The following is a 19,717-nucleotide window of genomic DNA, read 5'->3' on the forward strand; positions in this document are numbered from 1 at the left end:
CAGAGGAGAGATTCATACCTGACTCAACGGTCACGGACGCCTCAGGTTCCACAAACAGAATCACGAGACACTAGCTGAACACCTCGGGGAAAGTTCCGGGCCGGTTGCGTTCGAGCCCCGTCGTCACCCAGGGGCCGGCGTGCCGCCCAACGGGACGTGGCCGGGATCGTCTCACCCACCGCTTTGAGGAGGCCAGGCGCGCGAGCGCCGAGCAGATCCACCACTGCAGCGGCGTGGGTGGTGCCGATCGAGATACTGCTGCGTGGTGCGCGAGGGTGTCGTGCTTGCACAGGTACACCAGGCCGACCAGCGCGCGTCGGTGCGGTGGCAGCCGGCGGCAGGCCCGGCGGTCACCCTGGCGGGTGACCGGCGGGCCCCGGTGAAGGATGCAGGGCCGCCCTCAGCGCACCCCGTCCAACCGCCCCCGCTGCTCCCCTGTCAGCTCCAGCTCCACCGCTGCCAGGTTCTCCTCCAGTTGTGCCACCGACGACACCCCGACCAAGGGAATGATCGGCAGTTCCCCGCCCATCTGCCAGGCCAGGACAACCTGGTTGACGGTCGCGCCGGTTGCCCTGGCCACCTCGCGCAGGACCGCGAGGCGGGCCGGGGTACCCGGGTGGTCGTAACCCGGCAGAAGCGGTCGGTCGGGGCGCACGTATGTGCCCTTCAGGAGGGGTGAGTAGGCGACCAGGGCCATGCCGGGCTCGGCCCTCAAGTAGCTGAGCAGGTCCGGTCCCGCCGCGCCCAGCGTGCCGTCGGGGAAGAGATCGCCCGGTATATCGGTCCGGGGCCGGAGGTAACTGTGCTCGTACTGGAGCACCTCGTAGCCCGGCAGGCCGGCGGCGGCCGCCAGCGCGCGGGCCCGTTCCACTCGCCAGACGGCGTGGTTGCTGACGCCGAGCAGGCCGACCGTGTCCTCCGCGACCAGGGAGGCGAAGCCTTCGACGGTCTCCTCCAGGGGGACGGTGTGGTCCTCGATGTGGGCGTAGAGCAGGTCCAGCTTCTCGACGCCGAGGCGCTCGCGGCTGCGTTCGGCCGACTCGCGGATCACCTTCGCCGACAGGCCCTCCGCGTTGTCTACGTAGCTCGTGCCGGGGGCGAGGGGGCGGGCGCCGAGCTTGGTGGCGATGACGATGTCGTCGCCGATGCCGCGGCTGCGCCGCCAGCGGCCGAGGAGTTCCTCGCTCTGGCCGCCCTGGCTGCCGTCGGCCCAGAAGGCGTAGTTGTCGGACGTGTCGATGAAGTTCCCGCCGGCCTCGACGTAGCGGTCGAGCACGGCGAAGGAGGTCTCCTCGTCGGTCCGGGAGCCGAAGAGCATCGCGCCGAGGGCGAGCACGCTCACCTTGCGGCGGTTGTTCGGGGCGCTGCCGATGGTGCGGTACTTCATGGTGTCCTCCCGTTCGGGCCCGGCCAGGTGCTCGGGCACGAACGGGAGTCTTCAGCTTGAAGCGCACTTCAAGTCAAGGGGTCGGTCCTGCCGGGTCCTACCGGTCGTACCTGTCCTACCGGTCCTACTTGCTGAACGGGCCCTCCAGTGCCGCCCACTGCAGCAGCATGATCGTCTTCGCGTCGGCGATCTCTCCGGTGCGGATCATCTCCAGGGCCCGGCGGAAGGGCAGTTCGAGGATCTCGATGTCCTCGCCCTCCTCGTCCAGGCCGCCACCCTCGTGGGTGTGGGTCGAGGGGCCGTAGGTGGCGGCGTAGAAGCTGACGCGTTCGGTGACCGAGCCCGGGCTCATGTAGACGTCGAAGACGTGCTGGACGTCGCCGATGGTGTGGCCGGTCTCCTCGACGACCTCGCGGCGTACGGCGATCTCGGGGTGCTCGTCCTCGTCGTCGAGCAGTCCGCCCGGGGTCTCGACCAGCAGGCCGTCGGGGTGGCCGTTGACGTAGACCGGGAAGCGGAACTGGCGTGTGAGCAGCACGGTTTCGCGTTCGGCGTCGTACAGCAGCATGGTGGCCCCGTTGCCGCGGTCGTGCGTCTCGCGCTCCTGGGTGCTCCAGGTGCCGTCGGCGTGTTGGAAGTCGAACGTCGTGGTGCGCTCGACGTACCAATAGCTGGACAGGAGGGTCACGTCCCGCACCCTGACCCGCGGGTTGCCGGTGAGGTCCCTGCCGGTGCGGTCGAGTCCGGTGCGGCCCCGGCGGTCGGGGGTGTCGATTCCGGCGGTCATCGGACACCCGCCGAGGAGGAGGGAGAGTGCAAGTTGGTCATGCCTGCTTTTACCATCCGGCACCGCCAGGACGTTCCGCAACGCCGGTCGCCGGAATCCTCGATCATCCGCCTGGCCTGCCCGTAGGCTCAACCACGTTGTTCTGCAAGGGGTTTGACGTCGGCCGTGCTGCGACACGTGCCGGAGGGGTGGGTACATGACGCGCGACGAGCTGATCCGGCCGCTGCCGGAGCTGCTGAAGGACCACGCCGAGAAGTGGCCGTTACGTGTGGCGTACGTCGACGACGTACGCGGTGTCACCTATGCCGAGCTGGAGCGGCGCACCGGCCGGCTGGCCGCCCATCTCGCCCGGGCGGGAGTGCGGCGCGGGGACCGGGTCGCGATCTGTCTGGGCAACTGCGTGGAGATGGTGGAGAGCGTGCTCGCCACCGTCCGGGCCGGGGCGGTCGGTGTGCCGCTCAATCCTCGGTCCTCCGACGCCGAGCTCGGCCATTTCCTGGCGGACAGCGATGCTTCGGTGGTCGTCACCGACCCCGCGCACCTCGCCCGACTGGACCGCGTGGCCCCCGGTCATCGCCGTACGCGTGTCCTGCTCACCGGCACGGGACCGGTCCCGGAGGACGCTCCCGAGGGCACGGTCCTCTTCGCGGACGCGGCCGAGACCGAGGCCGAGACCGAGCACTCCGAACCGCCCCGGGACGACCTCGGGCTCGACGAGCCGGCCTGGATGCTCTACACCTCCGGGACCACCCACCGCCCCAAGGGCGTGCTGTCCACGCAGCGCGCGGCCCTGTGGTCGGTGGCGGCCTGTTACGCCCCGATCTTCGGGCTCTCGCCCGAGGACCGGCTGCTGTGGCCGCTCCCGCTGTTCCACAGCTTCGGGCACTCGCTGGCGATCCTGGGGGTCACCGCCGTCGGCGCGAGCGCCCGGATCACCGGCGAACTCCTGCCGCCCGGCGGCCTGTTGCGAGAGCTGCGGACACCTCACGAAGCCCTCGGCGGCTCCTACACCGTGCTGGCGGGTGTGCCCGCCGTCTACCACCAGCTGGTGGCGTCTGCGGCCGAGGACCCCTCGCCCCTGCCGGCCCTACCTCCTCTGCGGACGTGTGTCGTGGCGGGCGCCCCGAGCTCGCCGGACCTGCGACGGGCCGTGGGTGACCTGCTGGGGGCGCCGCTGCTCGACGCGTACGGCAGCACCGAGACCTGCGGCATGATCGCGGTGAACCGGCCGGACGGGCCGCGGGTCGACGGGTCCTGCGGTCCGCCGGTCCCGGGCATGGACGTACGGCTCGTCGATCCCGGCTCTGGCAACGATGTCGCGGACGGCGACGAGGGCGAGATCTGGGCGCGCGGGCCGAGCCTGATGACCGGGTACCACAACCAGGCCGAGGCGACGGAGGCCGCGCTGCGGGGCGGCTGGTACCGCACCGGTGACCTCGGCCGACGCGTCGAACACGGCCATCTCACGCTGACCGGCCGGGTCAGCGAGCTGATCATCCGCGGCGGGGAGAACATCCACCCGACGGAGGTCGAGCAAGCCCTGCTGGACTGTCCCGGTGTGCGGGACGCGGTGGTGGTGGGCATGCCGCACGACGTCCTCGGCGAGGTCCCGGTGGCCTACGTCGTACCGGGACCGGACGGGTTCGAGCCGCGGCGGGTGCTGGCCGCGTGCCGCGCCCGGTTGGCCGACTACAAGCTGCCCGTCGAGATCCGCGAGATCGCGGCCGTTCCGCGGACGGCGTCCGGCAAGATCGCCCGCCACGCGGTCCTGCCGGATCTGGCCCGGCCGGCCCCGCTCTCCCCGGCAGCAGCGACAGCGACAGCCGCCGACGGAGCCCTGCGCCGGCGGCTGCTGTCCCTGCCGCCCGAGGGCCTGGAACGCGCGCTGCGCGAGGCGGTGCTCGCGGAGACGGCCGCGGTCTGCGGCGGACCGTACGAACGGGTCGGCAGCGGAACGTACGAACAGCTCGACGCCAACAGCCCCTTCAGTGATCTCGGGCTGACCTCCGCCGGCGCTGTCACGCTGATCGAACGGCTCGGCGGGGCGACTGGCCTGCGGCTCCCCTCGACGCTGGTCTTCGACCACCCCACCCCGGCGGCCCTGGCCGAGCACGTGCACAGCACCCTCTTCACGCCGGTGCCCACCGTCCCGGCGCCCTCGGCCGCGGAAGCGCGCACGGACGATCCCGTGGTGATCGTCGCCATGGGCTGCCGCTATCCCGGTGACGTGCACTCCCCCGAGGACCTCTGGCGGCTGGTGTCGGAGGGCCGGGACGCGATCTCCGGCTTCCCCACCGACCGGGGCTGGGACCTGGCCGCTCTGTACGACCCCGACCCGGACCGCATCGGTACCTCGTACACCCGCAGCGGCGGATTCCTGCACCGGGCCGCGGAGTTCGACGCGGGCCTGTTCGGGATCTCGCCGCGCGAGGCGCTGGCGATGGACCCGCAGCAGCGGCTGCTGCTGGAAACCTCGTGGGAGGTCTGGGAGCGGGCAGGCATTGCCCCGGCGGCGATGCGTGAGAGCGACACGGGCGTGTTCGTCGGTGTGATGCACGGCGACTACTCCGCCCGCCTGACCCGGAGCGAGCTGGAGGCCCATCTGGCGCTGGGCTCGGCCGGCAGCGTGGCCTCGGGCCGGATCTCGTACGTGTACGGCCTGCGCGGGCCGTCGATCACGGTCGACACCGCGTGCTCCTCCTCGCTGGTGGCGCTGCACTGGGCGGCGAAGGCCCTGCGCTCCGGGGAGTGCTCCCTGGCCCTGGCCGGCGGGGTCACGGTGATGGCGACGCCCAAGCCGTTCACCGCGTTCAGCCGCCAGCGCGGCCTCTCCCCCGACGGCCGCTGCAAGTCGTTCTCGGCCTCGGCGGACGGCACCGCCTGGGGCGAGGGCGCGGGACTGGTCCTGCTGGAGCGGCTGTCCGACGCCCGGCGCAACGGCCACCCGGTGCTCGCCGTGCTGCGCGGCTCCGCCGTCAACTCGGACGGCGCGTCCAACGGCCTCACGGCCCCCAACGGCCAGGCCCAACAGCGGCTGATCACCCTGGCGTTGGCCGACGCCGGGCTCCGCGCGGACGACCTGGACGCGGTGGAGGCGCACGGCACGGGCACCACGCTCGGCGACCCCGTCGAGGCGCGGGCCCTGCTCGCCGCCTACGGCAAGGAACGGGCCGCGGACCGGCCTCCGCTGTGGCTGGGCTCGGTCAAGTCCAACCTCGGGCACACCCAGGCGGCCGCCGGTGTCGCCGGGGTCATCAAGATGGTGCAGGCCATGCGGCACGAGGAGCTCCCGCGCACGCTGCACGCACAGACACCCACCCCGCACGTCGACTGGTCGGCGGGCCGGGTGGAACTGCTGACCGAGGCCCGCCCGTGGCCCGCCACGGACACCGGGCCGCGCCGGGCCGGCGTCTCGGCCTTCGGTATCGGCGGGACCAACGCGCACGTGATCCTGGAGGAGGCTCCACGGCCGCCCCGTACGAGCGAGGCCCCACGGCCACCCCGTACGAGCGAGGCCCCACGGCCACCCCGTACGAGCGAGGCCCCACGGCCACCCCGTACGAGGGAGATTCCGCGCCCGCCCAGTACAGGCGAGGCTCCACGGCCACCCCACGCGCGCAAGGTTCCACGGCCACCCCACACAGGATCGACCGCCGAAGAGCTGCCCCTGCCCTGGCTGCTCTCCGGCGCCGACGAGGGCGCCCTACGGGCCCAAGCCGACCGTCTGGCAGCCCACTTGGCGAAACACCCCGACCTGTCCGCGACCGACGTCGGCTTCACCCTCGCCGTGTCGAGGTCGCCGCTCCCCCACCGGGCAATGGTGCCGTCCGGCGACCGGGCGAGGATGCTCGCCGCGCTGGAGGCGCTCGCCGACGGCACGGGCGCGGGGCGGGCCGTCGCGGATCCCGGTGTCCGTACGGCCTTCCTGTTCACCGGTCAGGGTGCTCAACGGGTGCAGATGGGCGCGGAGTTGCGCGCCGCGTTCCCCGCTTTCGGCTCGGCCTTCGACGAGGTCTGCAGCGAATTGGACGGGCGTCTCCAGCGACCGCTGGACACGGTGCTGTCCGCCGGGCCCGGTTCGCCGGAGGCCGCCCTGCTCGACCGTACCGACTTCACCCAGGCCGGTCTGTTCGCCTTCGAGGTGGCCCTGTTCCGGCTGCTGGAGTCCTGGGACGTGCGCGCCGACTTCCTGGCCGGCCACTCCGTGGGGGAGCTGGCGGCGGCCCATGTCGCCGGAGTGCTGGACCTGGCCGACGCGGCGGAACTCGTCGCGGCCCGGGGCCGGTTGATGCACGCCCTGCCCGAGGGCGGGGCGATGGTGGCGCTGCACGCGACGGAGGAGGAGGTGCTCGCCGCGCTACCGGAGTTCGGCGGCCCGAGCGACCGGGTGGCGATCGCCTCCGTCAACGGGCCGCGTTCCGTGGTGATCTCGGGCGTCCGGGACGCGGTACTCGCCGTCGCGGCCGGGTTCGAGGCGCGTGGTCGAAGGACCGTACGTCTGCGGGTCGGCCATGCCTTCCACTCGCCGCTGGTGGAACCGATGCTCGACGACTTCCGCCGTGTCGCCGAGGGGCTGTCCTTCCGGCCGCCGCGGATCCCGGTGGTCTCGGCCGTGTCGGGCCGCCTGGCCGAGCCCGGGGAGCTGTGTTCGCCGGAGTACTGGGTACGGCACGCCCGCCTGCCGGTGCGGTTCGGCGACGCCGTGCGATGGCTCGGGGACCACGGGGTGTCGGCGTTCCTGGAGGTCGGCCCCGGTCCCGCGCTCACCGCCGCGGCCGAGGACTGTCTGACCGGGTCGGACGCCGAGGGCCCGGCGCCCCTGTGCGCCGCGGCGACGCGTGGCGGCGAGCACGAGCCCAAGACGCTGCTGTCCGCCGTGGCCCGGCTGCAGGTGCGCGGGGCGCGCGTCGACTGGCCCGCGGTGTTCGCGGGCACCGGTGCGCGGCGGGTGGACCTGCCGACGTACGCCTTCCAGCGCCGGCGGTACTGGCTGGACGCGCCGCGCACCCCCGGCCCCGCCGCGAACCCCGGCGAACACCCGCTGCTGGGCCCGGCGTTCGCCGTGCCGGACACCGACCGGACGGTGTTCCCCGGTCTGCTCTCCGCCGCGACCCACCCGTGGCTCGCCGACCATGTGATCGGCGGTACCGGCCTGGTCCCGGCGACCGCGTTCGTGGAGATGGCCGTACGGGCGGGCGACGAGGTCGGCTGCGGCGTGCTCGACGAACTCGTCGTCCTGACGCCGCTGATCCTTCCCGCGGCCACGGGCGTACGCGTCCAGGTCGTCGTGGGCGCGGCCGACGAAGGCCGGCGCCCGGTCGACATCTACGCCCGGCCCGCCGCGGACGACGCCGAACCCGCCTGGACCCGGCACGCCACCGGGGTACTCGGCGGGACGGAGACCGCTCCGCCGGAGCCGGAGCTCGCGGTGTGGCCGCCGCAGGGCGCGACCGAGGTCGATCTCGACGGCGCGTACGACAGTCTCGCGGACGGCGGCCTCGCCTACGGACCGGCCTTCCGGGGCGTACGGGCGGTCTGGCGGCGCGGCGACGAGCTGTTCGCCGAAGTCCGCCTGTCTCAAGCGGAGTTGGCGTCCGCCGACCGGTTCGGCCTCCACCCGGCGCTGGTGGACGCGGCACTGCACGCCCCGCTGCTCGCGGGCTCCGCACCCGAGTCCGACGCGCTCCGGGTGCCGTTCGCGTGGAACGGCGTACGCCTGTACGCGGCCGGCGCGTCGGAGGTACGCGTACGGGTCGTCCCGGGCGGGACGGACACGGTCTCCGTGATCCTCGCCGACCCGACCGGGCGCCCGGTGGCGCGGGTGGACTCCCTGACCACCCGGGAACTCCCGGCCGATACGGCCCTGCCGGCGGCCGAGGTGGTCCGACGCGCCCTGCTGCGCCCCGAGTGGACCACCGTCGAGCCGCCCGGCGGTGAGCGGCATCGGGTGGACACCGGGTGCTGGGAGCTCGCGGGCCCGGACGACCTGGATCTCGGCGGGCTGCTGCCCGACACCTTGGGTGCCGGGGCTCCCGAGCCGGACACCGTCGTCGTCACGGCTGTCGGCGGCCCGGTGACGGATGCCGATCCGCTGGCCGCCGTCCACCTGCTGACCGGCAGGGTGCTCCGTACCCTCCAGGACTGGCAGGACGACCCACGGACGGCGGGCTCCCGCATGGTGGTCGTGACGCGAGACGCCACCGCGCCGGACCCGGATCCGGCCGGGGCGGCCGTATGGGGGCTGGTGCGTGCCGCACAGGCGGAGCTGCCCGGACGCGTCGTGCTCGTCGACGTGGACGGTCGGCCCGAGTCGCTGCGGCTGCTTCCGGCGGCGGTGGCCACCGGAGAGACTCAACTCGCGGTAAGGAGTGGGCAGTTGTCGGTGCCGCGTCTCGTCGGCCTCGATGAACTCCCCACCTCAAGCGATGCCTTCGGCCCCGACGGCACGGTCCTGATCACCGGCGGTACCGGTGCGCTGGGCGCGGAACTCGCCCGCCATCTCGTCGCCTCACACGGCGTACGGCACCTGCTGCTCACCGGGCGTCAGGGGCCCCAGGCGCCGAACGCCGAGGAACTGCGCCGCAGCTTGGAGGAGTTGGGCGCCGAGGTGCGGATCGTGGCCTGTGACGCGGGTGATCGCGCCGCGCTGGCCGAGGTGGTCAAGGGCTGCGCGCCCGCGCTGACCGCCGTGGTGCATGCCGCCGGGGTACTGGACGACGGCGTGCTGGCGGCGCTGACTCCCGAGCGGATGGCCGCGGTGCTCCGGCCCAAGGCGGACGCGGCCTGGCATCTGCACGAGCTGACCCGGGATCTGGATCTGTCGGCGTTCGTCCTGTTCTCCTCGGTGTCCGGCCTGCTCGGTCGCGCCGGTCAGGGCAACTACGCGGCGGCGAACTCCTTCCTGGACGCCCTGGCCCGCCACCGCACCCAACTGGGCCTGCCTGCCGTGTCCTTGGCGTGGGGGCCGTGGGAGCACGGGGGCGGCATGGCCGGTGCGGGCGCCACGAGCCGACGTACCGGTGACGTGCTCCGGGCGGTCTCCGTGCAACAGGGCCTGGCACTGTTCGACGCTGCGCTCGGCGCGGGCGAGCCCGTGCTGGCGCCGATCCTGCTGGACCGGGACGCCCTCCGGTCCGCCCGAGGGCCCCTGCCGCCGCTCCTGCACGGACTGCTGCGCCCGCGCAGGCCTGCCGCCGGCACCGGGGATGCCAGTACCGGTTCCGCGCCCGGTACGGAACAGACCTGGGAGCCGGGAGCCTGGCGCAAGGTGCTGTCCGAGCTGCCCGCCGCCCAACGGGAGGAGAAACTCGCGGAGTTGATGAGCGCCGACGTGGCGGCGGTGCTCGGATACCCGAGCACGGACGCGCTTCCGGCCGGCAAGTCCTTCGCCGAGCTGGGCTTCGACTCGCTGATGGCGGTCCAGGTCCGCAACCGGCTGAGCATGGCCCTGCGGCTACGGCTGTCCGCCGCCGTGGTGTTCGAGCACCCGACGGCCCAGGGACTGGCCCGCCACGTCCTCGGTCTGCTCGACGACCTGCCCGAGGCCGCACCGGACCCCGGCCAGGGCCCGGACCGCGCATCGGCGGACGACCGACCCGCGCAGACCCTGTCCTCTCTCTACCGGCGGGTCTGCGAGGCCGGTCAGGTGGTAGCCGCGATGCACATGCTGGTCACGGCGTCCTGGGCGGTGCCGACCTTCGACCAGGCCGACAGCCGGAAGCACGCCCTGCCTCCGCTGCAGCGCGCCGAGGGCTCCGGGGAGCGTCCGGTGCTGGTCTTCTTCACCGGATACCACCCGCCCTTCGCGGCCCCGGGTGGTGAATTCGCCCGGTTCCACGCTCACTTCCAGGGCGAGCGGGACGTCCTCGAACTCCCGCACCCGGGCATCGGGGCGGGCCCTGCCGTACCGGCCGACCGGGACACGCTCGCCAGGACCCACGCGGAGACGGTGCTGCGGCACGTCGGCGACCGGCCCTTCGCGGTCGTGGGCGTGAGCACCGGGGGCGCCGTCGCTCACACCGTGACCCGGCGGCTCGAAGCCATGGGGAGGGCTCCCGTCGGCCAGGTGCTGCTCGACACGTACCTCATCAACGAGGGCAACAGCGACAAGGACTGGCTGCTGTCCCTGCCGGCCGTCATCGCGCCGCGCCTGGGCGGCAACCAGTTCACCGGGGACGAGGACACCGGGGTGGCGGCGCTGGGCGCGTACACCCGCATGTTCCTCGACTGGGATCCGGAACCGGTCGGCACTCCGACCCTGCTGGTACGGGCCACGCAGCCGACGCCCGAGATGGTGGCGAGCGCGGACCCCGACGAGTGGCGGACGTCCTGGCCGCTGCCGCACGCCCACGTCGACGTTCCCGGCGACCACTTCTCGTTCATGCAGGACCACACCCTGACCACGGCGGCGGCCGTCCGCACCTGGATCGACTCTCTCGGCCGCACGGACGCTCCGGACGCTCCGCCGCCGGCGACGCCGACGCCGGCGCCGACCGCAGAAGGAGAACAGTGAACCCCACCGATGAGCGGACGGCGGTCGAGGAGTTCGACGTCGTCGTCGTGGGCGGCGGCCCGGCCGGGTCGACCGCCGCCACGGCCGTCGCCCTGCGGGGCCACCGTGTCCTGCTGCTGGAGCAGCAGACGTTCCCCCGCTACCAGATCGGCGAGTCGCTGCTCCCGTCCACCGTGCACGGGGTGTGCCGGATCCTGGGCGTCGAGGAGGAGGTGGCGCGGGCGGGCTTCAAGACGAAGCGCGGCGGAACCTTCCGCTGGGGCCGGAACCCGGAGCCGTGGCAGTTCTCCTTCGCGCTGTCTCCCCGGCTGGCCGACCCGACCTCCTTCGCCTACCAGGTCGAGCGGTCCCGGTTCGACAAGATCCTCCTGGACAACGCCCGCCGGGTCGGCGTGGACGTACGGGAGGGCTGCCGCGTCAAGTGCGTGCTCGCCGACGAGGAACGCGTCCGGGGCGTCAACTGGACCGGCCCTTCAGGAGAGATCCGCGAGGCCCGGGCCCGTTACGTCGTGGACGCCTCCGGCAACGGCAGCAGGATCCACGGCGAGGTCGGCGGCAGCCGGACGTACTCCGACTTCTTCCGGAACATCGCGGTGTTCGGCTACTTCGCCGGAGGCGCGCGGCTCCCGGAACCGAACGACGGCAACATCTTCTGCGCCGCCTTCGACGAGGGCTGGCTCTGGTACATCCCGCTCCGGGACGACCTCACGAGCGTCGGAGCGGTGGTGAGCCGGGAGAGCGCCGCCGCGATCCAGCGGGACCCGGTGACGGCCTGGCACCGGCTGATCGACTCGTGCCCCGAGGTCCGCGACCTCCTCCCCGGCGTTCCGCAGGCCACCGAGGCGCCCTACGACCAGGTGCGCGTCCGCAAGGACTGGTCGTACTGGAAGACCCGGCTGTGGCGGCCCGGCATGGTGCTGGTCGGCGACGCGGCCTGCTTCGTGGACCCGGTCCTGTCCTCCGGAGTGCACCTCGCCACGTACGGCGCCCTGCTCGCGGCCCGCTCCATCAACAGCGGCCTCGCCGGGGCGCCGGACGAGAGCCGCCTCTTCGACGAGTTCGAGGCCCGCTACCGGCACGAGTACGGCCTGTTCCACGAGTTCCTGGTCTCCTTCTACGACATGCACCAGGACGAGCGGTCGTACTTCTGGAAGGCCCGCAAGGTCACCCACGTCGACACCACCGAACTGGAGGCGTTCGTCGAGCTGGTGGGCGGTCTGGCCTCCGGCGACGCGTCCCTCGGCGGGCCCGGGCAGTCCGGGCAGGCGGGCGCCCGGCTCGCGGCCGCCTCCTCGGAACTCGACGAGGCCGTGGGGCGGCTCCCGGACTCCGACGGCCTGCGCAATCCGCTCTTCGAGGCCGCCACGATCCGCCAGGTGTTCCAGGAGGGTGCGGTCCTGCAGGAACGGGGCGTCTTCGGCGGCCCGTTGGAGGACGAGACCCCGCAACGCCCCGGTGGTCTCGTGGCCTCGGAGGACGGGCTCACGTGGGTGGATCCCGGCCGCTGAGGCTCCAGGGGCGGGACCTGCGCCCGGTTCCGGTCACGCGGTTCCGGGAGGCGGACCGCCCGGAACCGGCGCCCCGCGGGATGGCATCACCGCAGATCTCACGGCAGCTGGGACAACTGCGACAGCTGCGCGAGGTGCGTCAGACCGTGGCGCCCTTCACCAGGTGCGCGTTGCCGCCACCGTCGTGCCAGTCGATCTCGACGCCGTCCAGGAAACCCGAACTGACCACCGTGTAGGCCGAGTTGGTCACGGAGACCCCGCGCGCCGGGGAGGCCTGCAGTGCGCCGTCGTCGTCGTTTCCGGCGGTGACGAGCAGCCCGTCGGCCAGCACCTTGGCCGTTGTGCCGACCACCTTCAGCCCGGCGTAACCACCGCCGCCGACGCCGCCGTTGCGGCCGTCGCGGGTCAGTCGGCAACCGCTGAGCTGGAGGATGCCCCGGCCGTCCTTGTTCTCCACCTTGATGCCGTCGTACCCGTTGCGGTCGGTGGAGCAGCCGGTGAACTGGATGACTCCCGTCCAGCCCTGCAGCAGGAAGCCCTCCTTGGCCGTCCATTCGGCCCGGCAGCTGACGAAGTTGGAGTTGCCCGAGCCTGCGATCCACCAGCCGGGGCCGTCGCCTCCGAGGACGTACACGTCATGAAGGACGGAGTCCGTGCAGTTGTTGAGTGCGATGCCGAAGCTTCCCGACCACAGGACGGAGACGCGTTCGAAGTGAAGGCAGAACGGAGCCTGCGGCCCCTTGGGGACGTCCGTGTTGAAGGTGTTGTTGATGCCGACGCCGGTGACCTTGCGCACCTGGACGTCCCGCAGCTGGAAGTGCTGGATCTGACCGACGGCCCGGATGCCGTCGACCTCCGCCCCGTCGCGGGGCAACGCGCTGCCGTCGATGGTCAGTTGAAAGATCCTCGGCTCCAGCGCCTGGCGCGGATAGCCGCCCCGCAGCTGGTCGAGGATCAGCACCACGGCCACTCCGGTGAACCCCGGCAGCGGCTTCAGTCCGAACTCGGGGTTCTTCACGTCCCATTCGTTCTCGCCGGAGCCGTGGGTGCCCTGCAAGGTGACGGACGGCGGTATCCGTATCGGTTCGCTCGTACGGTACTGGCCCGCGGGCAGATAGACGGTGTTGCCCGGCTCGCAGGCGTCCAGGGCCGCCTGGATGGCGGCCGTGTCATCGGTGGTGCCGTCGCCCGTGGCCCCGTAGGCGCGCACATCATGCCAGCCGAGCTCGTTCGGTCCGGGTTCGGCCGCCTCCGCCGCCGTCGCGCTCCCGGCCCCCGAGGCAACGGCGACGACCCCCGCCGCGGCTCCGCCCATGAACAGTCTTCGTGTGTGCTCCATGCCCATCCCCCCTCTGGATTGATCCTCTTGATTGATCAGAATCGATCAGAGTCAACCAGAAGCCAGCCTCCCCGGGGTCGCACTCTCCATTACCGAACCGGCGCAAAAAAGAGGGCCGGCACCTGTTGGTGCCGGCCCTCCTCATGCGATCAACTGCGGCAGGTCCGGCCTGCCGGGAGACGCGTGATTACAGCGGGCGGACGCGCGAGGCCTGCGGGCCCTTGGGGCCCTGCACGATCTCGAACTCGACCTGCTGGTTCTCCTCGAGGCTACGGAAGCCGGAGCTGTCGATCTCCGAGTAGTGCACGAAGACGTCCGGTCCGCCCTCGGCCTGGGCGATGAAGCCGAAGCCCTTCTCGGCGTTGAACCACTTGACGGTTCCCTGAGTCATTGCTGCTCCCTTACAGGGGCTGGGTGAGGGACTCGCACCATGCGAGACCCCGGCCGGTTAACGACGCGGCTCCTCCAGCAACCTGAAGGTAAGCTTCGCGCCCGCAACATCGTTCTCTGCGAGCATGCGACTGACACAAACACACAAGTAAAACTGCGACCGCCTCGTACAACGGGGCCGCCACCGGAATCATTCCCGAACACCAGAACTCTTCTTTTCCCGATCGGTGCGACCGGCCCTCCCGCGGCTTCACCAGCCCAGATCGGCCACCACGGCGTAGTGGTCCGACGGCGCCGGATCAGCGGTGCCGGCCAGGGCAGCGGCCTGAACGGTGACCGCACGGCCGGGCGTGCCCGGGCGGGCGAGGACGTGGTCGATCCGTCCGTCGGCGAGCCACTCGTGGGACCCGACGAAGCCGTTGCCGGTGGTGAAGGTGAAACCGGGCTCTCCGGGACGCGCCGCAGCCCAGGCGTCGACGAAGGCCCGGGCCAGCGGCCGGAGCTCCGGTGTGTCGGGGCGCGCGTTGAGATCGGCGGCGAGGACGACCGGCAGCGGGCCGTCGAGAGCGGGGTCGGTGAGCAGGGCCGCCAGCCCGCGGGTCTGGGCGAGCCGGGCGCCACCACGGTCCGCCTGCCAGTCCGGGCAGGCCGTCGCGATTGCAGAGGACCCGCCGGATGCTCGAAGGTGACGACGAGAGCCATCGAGGGGTCGCGGTCGCGCAAGGGGCCGTCCGGGCTGTCCGGGCCGTCCGGCAGCCGGTGCAACCGGTACTCCAGAACGGGCCACCGGCCGAGGACCGCCAGACCGAGAGCGGGGGCGTCGGCGGCCGGCTGCGGGCCCGGATCCGGCCCCGGCTCCGGTCTCGGCTCCGGTCTCGGCTCCGGTCTCGGCATCCGGCTTCGGCCGAAGACCGCATGCAGACCGAGCCGCGCGGCCAGCTCGTCGGCCTGGGTCGTGCCGTGCGTGCTCCAGGCCTCCTGCAGGCAGACGATGTCCGCTCGCAGCTCGTCCAAGGTCTCCAGGATCCGTGGCGCTCGTTCGCGCCAGGGCCCGAAACGGCCCCAGACGTTCCAGGTCACCACCCGCATGCCAGGCTCCACCATCACAAGAAGAAACGCTTCCGCCGACACCACATCAACGTATTCTTCGGCCGTGGCTGAGACCGACCTGATGCGGCTTCCCGACATGCCGCTGCACGATCCGTTCATCGTCGCCGACGAGAAGACCCGCGCCTACTACCTCTACACGTCCAACGACCCTTCCGTGTCGGGCGTGGACGGCACCGGCACGATGGTCTACCGCAGCCACGACCTGCGCGACTGGACGCGCCCCGTCGTGGTGTTCCTGGCCGCCGAGCAACAGGGGATCTGGGCGACCGACGGCGGATGGGCGCCCGAGGTGCACGCATGGGGCGACAGGTACTACCTGTTCACCACGCTGCACGACCAGGACAAGCCGCTCCCGGTACCACCGCCGAACCAGTGGGGCGCGCCGTTCCAGATCCCGAACTACATGCGCGGCACGATCACGGCCGTCTCGGACTCGCTGCTGGGTCCCTTCACCGCCGTCGACCCCTCGCGCCCCACCCCGCCCGAGCACCTCATGACCCTCGACGGCACGCTTTACGTCGACCCGTCCGGGCAGCCCTGGATGGTGTACGCGCACGAGTGGCTGCAGACCATCGACGGAACCATGGAGGCGATCCGGCTCGCCCCGGACCTGTCCCGGTCGATCGGGGAGCCGATCTTCCTGTTCAAGGCCTCGGACGCGTCCTGGATCAGCGAACAGATACCCGGCGGCGTACCGCATCAGCTCCCGCCCTACATCACCGACGGCCCGCAGCTGTACCGCACCCCTGACGGCTCCCTGCTCATGCTGTGGTCGACGTACGAGAAGAACACGGCCGGCCAGGACGGCACCGTGAGCGGCGGCTATGTGCAGACCTACGCCGTCTCGAAGACCGGCGATCTCACAGGACCCTGGCAGCAGCAGCGGCCGTTGGTCCGCGACGACAGCGGTCACGGCATGCTGTTCGAAACCTTCGACGGCCGGCTGATGATGGTCCTGCACCGTCCCTTCGCCAACGCGGGGAAAGCTGTACGAGATGCAGCTCCTCGGCGACGAGCTGCGGGTGCTCCGCCGACGCGCCGACCTGGACGGTGGCGGATGACGCCGCCATCGCCTGCCGCACCAACGCAACCAGCGGGTCTGCCACTGTCGGCAGACCGGCTGGTAGGGGGCAGGACGTGCGTCCCCGAGCGTGCTGTTCAGGGCTGCCGGACGGATTGCGCCGCCCAGGTCGGCACCCACTGCTTGCTGCCGAATGCGAATGTGAAGGAAGCACCGGCGCGCGGTGCGCAGGGTCTTCCGGGGAGGCCAGAGACCACCGTCGGACGCCCATCTCCGCGACAGTCTTGCCGTCCGGCCCCAGGCACAGCCGGTACGACCCGCGCGCTGACGAACGCTCCTTCCCGGGGGACGGGGAGGCCAAGCAGTGTCGTGCCGGAGCCACAGGATCTGTTGCGGTGCGCGGCCTTGGCGGCAGCTGAGCTTGCGGTGCTGCCGCCAAGGCCGCAGAACCGCCGCCGCTCGTGGGCGAACACGCAATGGCCTGCCCGGGTGTAGGTGGCAGCGATCACGAGGATGGCGACCAACGGCCGGTCCTCGATCGTCCGTACATCCGGGTGGCCCCGTTGGGCAACCGACCAGACTGACGCGAGCCGCTGAGGATACCAGTACCTGACACGGCGCCGACAAGTACCAATTCCGGCGCTGCACGGTGGGGCGAACGGCGCGAGCAGGCTGGGCACGCGCCAGCCTGCGAAGGCCCGGTCCCGACGATGCCGTCTTGTCACCCCCTCCTCCATGCGGTGCGTAGACACCCCAAAAGGCCAGAGTTCGGGGCCGTTTGGGCAACCTGCTGGCAACTTGTTCAGGCCCTGAGCACGTTCAAGATGCGCCCGACAATCGGGATCCTCGATCGACCCGACTCCTACCGAGCCAGCGCCAGGATTCGACCACCCATGCCCCAATTGGGCATGCGTGCGACCTTGTGTGCGCCCTGTCCCCGCCACGTAGTTTCGGGAATTGACGTGTACAGATCGCGCGAGCGACAGGGGGCGCATGGAAACCGGCCAGGAAGACGACCGAAGAGGTTTTACAGGATCTCGTGCAGCCGTCGAACGTAGCTGTTCACTCCAATTCGATGCCGGCCGGCAGCGTAGAAGCGTAGAGAGGGCAGCGGCGAAGGACGACAAGAAGCGGGAGAGGAAGGGCGACTGGCTGCGCCGGAAGTGCGACTTGCGGGCCCTGCCGAGCACGGAGGCCGGGCAGTCGCTGCAGCTGGCCCCGTGGCACGTGCTGCACGATCTCGCCCAGGCCATGGCCCTGTCTCGCCAAGGAGCGGGCCGCGGCCTGGCGGAACACTGAGGAAGCCTCAAGTACAGCCAGGCGCCGGATCCGGTCTCGGGTACCTTCCCCCGCACTTCGAGCACCGGCTGTTCTTGTCCGCGACCCCTCCATCAGCGCCTGGGCCGACACCGCAGCATGCACCCGGACCTTGAGGCCGTTCCGCTCGCCCTTGGACATGCCGCCGAACACCCACACGATCAAGTCGTGCGCCTCGTTGTCCGGGTCGTTCGCCCCGCCCACCTCGGGCACCCACAGCGGCCCGCCGCGTAGTGCACGAACAGCGGGAAGTTGTTGCCGAACCGGGCGCCGCAGAAGGCCCGTTGCAGCTCGCCGATCGCTACCGCGTAGAAGCCGCGCGCCCGGGGGCCGGGCGAGCTGCTGGAGCGCGCGGTGGGGTCAAGGCACCCGTAGGCGGTCACCGATCGGTGGATCCAGCCTCAAAGCTTGAACACAAATTACACACATCCCCGGCTTCAATCTGGCCCCGATGGTCTAGATTGACCGTGCTTCAGCTGTTCGGACACAAGGCGACCAACAATGATCCATAAGTCCGGCGCCATGGAAAGCCAGTAGTCGCGTCCCCGGCGCCAGACGTGGGGATGATCAATTCTTGGAGCCCGAGAGGGAGCCTTGGGTGCGGGGAGCCCCGAGGTTTCGACGGTCCCCGCGCACCTCGAGAGTCCGGCAGGACATGCGAGTCTGCTGCCGCCAGGGTGGGTTGTTCAAGTAGCTCCGAAACAGCCGAGATGTCATGCACACGGCACGGGGGCGGGGGCCTCCCAGGGGGAGGGACAGGGCGGGGAGCGGGGGCTTCCCGGGGGAGGAACAGTGTTAGGCGAACACGTCCAGCCACTGGGACCTGGGGGGTTCTGTGCGGCAAGGGGGATTAGTCAGCCCGTTTCCGTCGGCGCGCGGGCGTCTGGCGAACGGGACAATCAGCCGGCCCGCGATCGACTGGGAGCAGCGGTACCGCCGTGCCGTGATCATTAGCGACACCGTGGCCACCGCCTTCGTGGTGGCGGCGATCGGCGGCTTCTTCGGGGCCCGGGACGCGGCCAACTGGCACGAGAAATGGAGAATACTCGCCTTCGGCACCGAGTTGCTGGTGCTGGGAGCGCTTGCGGTGAGCCGGTCATGGGCTCCGGCCGTGCTCGGCCAGGGCGCCGAGGAATTCCGCCGGCTCGGACGCTCACTGTTCACAGCGGCCGTCGTACTGGCGCTCGGCGGGATCGCCCTCACCTCGCGCAACATCAAGCTCTGGATCTTCGTCGCGATCCCGGCGATCGCGCTCGTCACCATGACCGAGCGGTATCTGCTGCGCCTCTGGCTGCACAAACAGCGGAAGGAAGGACGCTGCCTGCGACCGGTGCTCGCTGCCGGGAGCCCGGCCACCGTGAACGACCTGATCACCCGAACCCGCAAGCTCCCGCACCTCGGCTGGCGGGTGGAGGCGGTGTGCACGCCGGACGGTCTCGGACGCGATGGTGACCAACTGGACGGAGTGCCGGTCGTCGGCCGACTGGCGGACGTCGCCACCCACGTCCACCGCGACGGCTACCGTGTCGTCGCGGTCACATCGGACCCGCACTGGTCACCGGACCGGCTGCAGCGGCTGGCCTGGAACCTCGAAGGCAGCGATGCCGAGATGGTCGTGGCCCCCGTGCTGATGGAGGTGGCCGGCCCGCGGCTGCACGTCGACGCGGTGCTCGGGATCCCGCTGCTGCGGGTCAGCATGCCGACCTTCAGCGGAGGCCGCCGGGCGATCAAAGGGGTCGTCGACCGGATGGCCGCGGCGGTCCTGCTGGTGCTGTTCGCGCCGCTGATGGTGCTCGTCGGGTTGCTCGTGCTGCTGGACAGTCGGGGCGGGGCGGTCTACCGCCAGCGCAGGGTGGGCAAGGACGGCCGCGAGTTCACCATTTTCAAGTTCCGCACCATGGCCGCCGGGGCTGACGGGGCACGTGCCGAGCTGGCCGACCGCAACGAGGGCGCCGGCCTGCTGTTCAAGCTCCGCCGGGATCCGCGGGTGACCCGGGTGGGGGCAGTGCTGCGCCGGTACTCGATCGACGAGCTCCCGCAGCTTTTCAACGTGCTCACCGGATCGATGTCGCTCGTCGGTCCGCGGCCTCCGCTACCGGAGGAGTCCGCTGCGTACGGCCCGGACATCCGGCGGCGGCTGCTGGTCAAGCCCGGGCTCACCGGCCTGTGGCAGATCAGCGGACGCAGCGACCTGTCGTGGGAGGAAGCGGTCCGGCTTGACCTGCGGTACGTGGAGGACTGGTCGCTCGCCCTGGACGCAGTGATCTTGTGGAAGACGCTGCGTGCGGTGCTCTATGGGCGAGGGGCCTACTGATGCGCGGGGATCGTCTTCCGGCCGGCGCGCGG

At 71.5% G+C, this 19,717-nt stretch carries 8 protein-coding genes and 3 pseudogenes; 4 read left to right on the forward strand and 7 right to left on the reverse strand.

Annotation, left to right across the window (positions count from 1 at the left end; all coding sequences use genetic code 11):
- Positions 1–161 precede the first annotated feature (161 nt).
- The 3 genes and pseudogenes from AC5P09_RS34685 to AC5P09_RS34695 form a co-directional block, all read right to left on the reverse strand.
- Positions 162–367: pseudogene (locus tag AC5P09_RS34685) on the reverse strand (IS5/IS1182 family transposase); the annotation flags it as partial.
- 33 nt (positions 368–400) lie between these two features.
- Positions 401–1,387: an aldo/keto reductase gene (locus tag AC5P09_RS34690; RefSeq protein WP_493877718.1), complete on the reverse strand. Its 987-nt coding sequence runs from the start codon at positions 1,385–1,387 to the stop codon at positions 401–403.
- Between the two features lie 124 nt (positions 1,388–1,511).
- The gene (locus AC5P09_RS34695; protein ID WP_266450522.1) at positions 1,512–2,174 is read right to left on the reverse strand and encodes an NUDIX domain-containing protein; all 663 of its coding nucleotides are present in this window, start codon (positions 2,172–2,174) and stop codon (positions 1,512–1,514) included.
- Positions 2,175–2,370: 196 nt separating this feature from the next.
- Here AC5P09_RS34695 and AC5P09_RS34700 point away from each other — a divergent pair, with 196 nt between their 5' ends.
- Together AC5P09_RS34700 and AC5P09_RS34705 are read left to right on the forward strand one after the other, a co-directional pair.
- Entirely contained in the window at positions 2,371–10,686 is an 8,316-nt protein-coding gene (locus tag AC5P09_RS34700) for a type I polyketide synthase (RefSeq protein ID WP_493877683.1), read from the forward strand.
- On the forward strand, positions 10,683–12,194 hold the full coding sequence (locus tag AC5P09_RS34705; protein ID WP_493877684.1) for a tryptophan 7-halogenase: 1,512 nt from the start codon (positions 10,683–10,685) through the stop codon (positions 12,192–12,194). The genes AC5P09_RS34700 and AC5P09_RS34705 overlap by 4 nt, the downstream gene beginning before the upstream one ends.
- 139 nt (positions 12,195–12,333) lie before the next feature.
- Here AC5P09_RS34705 and AC5P09_RS34710 read toward each other — a convergent pair whose 3' ends face one another.
- From AC5P09_RS34710 to AC5P09_RS34725, 4 genes and pseudogenes are all read right to left on the reverse strand, one after another.
- Complete coding sequence (locus tag AC5P09_RS34710) at positions 12,334–13,533, reverse strand: right-handed parallel beta-helix repeat-containing protein (RefSeq protein ID WP_493877685.1); 1,200 nt, start codon at positions 13,531–13,533, stop codon at positions 12,334–12,336.
- A gap of 187 nt (positions 13,534–13,720) precedes the next feature.
- Positions 13,721–13,924 carry a cold-shock protein gene (locus tag AC5P09_RS34715; RefSeq protein WP_266450516.1) on the reverse strand — a complete coding sequence of 68 codons (204 nt, stop codon included), beginning with the start codon at positions 13,922–13,924 and terminating at the stop codon, positions 13,721–13,723.
- Between the two features lie 249 nt (positions 13,925–14,173).
- Positions 14,174–14,710: an endonuclease/exonuclease/phosphatase family protein gene (locus AC5P09_RS34720; RefSeq protein WP_493877686.1), complete on the reverse strand. Its 537-nt coding sequence runs from the start codon at positions 14,708–14,710 to the stop codon at positions 14,174–14,176.
- Positions 14,644–15,132: pseudogene (locus AC5P09_RS34725) on the reverse strand (endonuclease/exonuclease/phosphatase family protein); the annotation flags it as partial. The gene AC5P09_RS34720 and the pseudogene AC5P09_RS34725, both read right to left, overlap by 67 nt.
- On the opposite strand from AC5P09_RS34725, the pseudogene AC5P09_RS34730 reads away from it, so the two are divergent.
- Positions 15,095–16,094 (forward strand): annotated as a pseudogene (locus AC5P09_RS34730) (glycoside hydrolase family 43 protein). The pseudogenes AC5P09_RS34725 and AC5P09_RS34730 overlap by 38 nt on opposite strands.
- A 2,112-nt stretch (positions 16,095–18,206) precedes the next feature.
- Positions 18,207–19,685 carry a sugar transferase gene (locus AC5P09_RS34735; RefSeq protein WP_493877687.1) on the forward strand — a complete coding sequence of 493 codons (1,479 nt, stop codon included), beginning with the start codon at positions 18,207–18,209 and terminating at the stop codon, positions 19,683–19,685.
- Positions 19,686–19,717 lie beyond the last annotated feature (32 nt).

The organism is Streptomyces sp. a15 (assembly GCF_059026085.1).

Bases quoted from the DNA above. Each gene is read 5' to 3' on its own strand.
- AC5P09_RS34690 (WP_493877718.1), bottom strand. From the start codon at position 1,387: ATGAAGTACCGCACCATCGGCAGCGCCCCGAACAACCGCCGCAAGGTG.
- AC5P09_RS34695 (WP_266450522.1), bottom strand. From the start codon at position 2,174: ATGACCGCCGGAATCGACACCCCCGACCGCCGGGGCCGCACCGGACTC.
- AC5P09_RS34700 (WP_493877683.1), top strand. From the start codon at position 2,371: ATGACGCGCGACGAGCTGATCCGGCCGCTGCCGGAGCTGCTGAAGGAC.
- AC5P09_RS34710 (WP_493877685.1), bottom strand. From the start codon at position 13,533: ATGGAGCACACACGAAGACTGTTCATGGGCGGAGCCGCGGCGGGGGTC.
- AC5P09_RS34715 (WP_266450516.1), bottom strand. From the start codon at position 13,924: ATGACTCAGGGAACCGTCAAGTGGTTCAACGCCGAGAAGGGCTTCGGC.